This window comes from Streptomyces phytophilus, assembly GCF_013870535.1.
Taxonomy (GTDB): Bacteria; Actinomycetota; Actinomycetes; order Streptomycetales; family Streptomycetaceae; genus Streptomyces; species Streptomyces phytophilus.
Map to the genome: position 1 here is coordinate 1 of NZ_JACBXC010001539.1, position 1258 is coordinate 1258.

The following is a 1258-nucleotide window of genomic DNA, read 5'->3' on the forward strand; positions in this document are numbered from 1 at the left end:
GAGCATACCGGCGCCCCGGACCGCGTCGGGGCCCGCACCGCAGGCCACGGTCTGACCGGCCGTTCCCCGACCGAGCACTGAGGAAGCAGCATGGACATCGACTGGGCAGCACTCGGCGAGGTCTTCGGCGTCAGCCTCGTCATGACGGTGGCTCTCGTGGGCCTCTTCACGGTCGGCATCGTCGGCCTGTCGCCGAAGACGGAACCCGGGGGCCCCGACGGCTCCGCGGGGTCGGAGACGGCACCCTCCGCCCTGGCCAGGACGGGTGCGTACGTATGCTTCACGCTGTGTGCAGCAGCCGTGGCGTACGGGATCTATCTGATCGTCAAATGACGGCGCGCGCCGGCGGCCTCCTGGTCGCCGGCACGACGTCGGACGCGGGCAAGAGCGTCGTCACCGCCGGCATCTGCCGGTGGCTGGCCCGGCGCGGCGTGGCCGTCGCGCCGTTCAAGGCGCAGAACATGTCGCTCAACTCGTACGTGACGCGCGAGGGCGCCGAGATCGGGCGGGCCCAGGCCATGCAGGCGGCGGCGGCCCGCACCGAGCCCAGCGCGCTGATGAACCCGGTGCTGCTCAAGCCGGGCGGCGAGGCGCGCAGCCAGGTCGTGGTGCTGGGCCGGCCGATGGCGGAGCTGAGCGCGGCGGGCTACCACGGGGAGCGGCAGCGGGCGCTGTTCGACACGGTCACGGACTGCCTGGAGGAGCTGCGGCGCTCGTACGACGTGGTGATCTGCGAGGGCGCCGGGAGCCCGGCGGAGATCAACCTGCGGCACAGCGACATCGTCAACATGGGCCTGGCGCGGGCGGCGCGGCTGCCCGTCGTGGTCGTCGGGGACATCGACAGGGGCGGGGTCTTCGCGTCGTTCTTCGGCACCACCGCGCTGCTGAGCGCCGCCGACCAGCGCCTGGTCGCGGGCTATCTGGTCAACAAGTTCCGCGGTGACGTCTCCCTGCTGGAGCCGGGGCTGTCGATGCTGCGCGGGCTGACGGGGCGGCAGACCCTCGGGGTGCTGCCGTACCGGCACGGGCTCGGCATCGACGAGGAGGACGGGCTGCGGCTGTCGCTGCGCGGCCTGATACGCGAGCTGCCGGCCACGCGGCCGCACGGGGCCGAGGTGCTGCGGGTCGCGGTGGTGCCGGTGCCGCTGATGTCGAACTTCACCGACGTGGACGCGCTGGCCGCGGAGCCGGGCGTGGCGGTGCAGTTCACCGACCGGCCGGAGGAGTTGGCGGACGCGGACCTGGTGGTGCTGCCGGG

At 73.2% G+C, this 1258-nt stretch carries 2 protein-coding genes; both read left to right on the top strand.

Features of this window, described 5'->3' with window-relative positions; all coding sequences use genetic code 11:
• Positions 1-90 precede the first annotated feature (90 nt).
• Positions 91-333 carry a hypothetical protein gene (locus H5J30_RS34050; RefSeq protein ID WP_181791682.1) on the top strand — a complete coding sequence of 81 codons (243 nt, stop codon included), beginning with the start codon at positions 91-93 and terminating at the stop codon, positions 331-333.
• A partial coding sequence (locus H5J30_RS34055; protein WP_181791683.1) for a cobyric acid synthase occupies positions 330-1258 on the top strand: 929 nt, incomplete at its 3' end. The genes H5J30_RS34050 and H5J30_RS34055, both read left to right, overlap by 4 nt.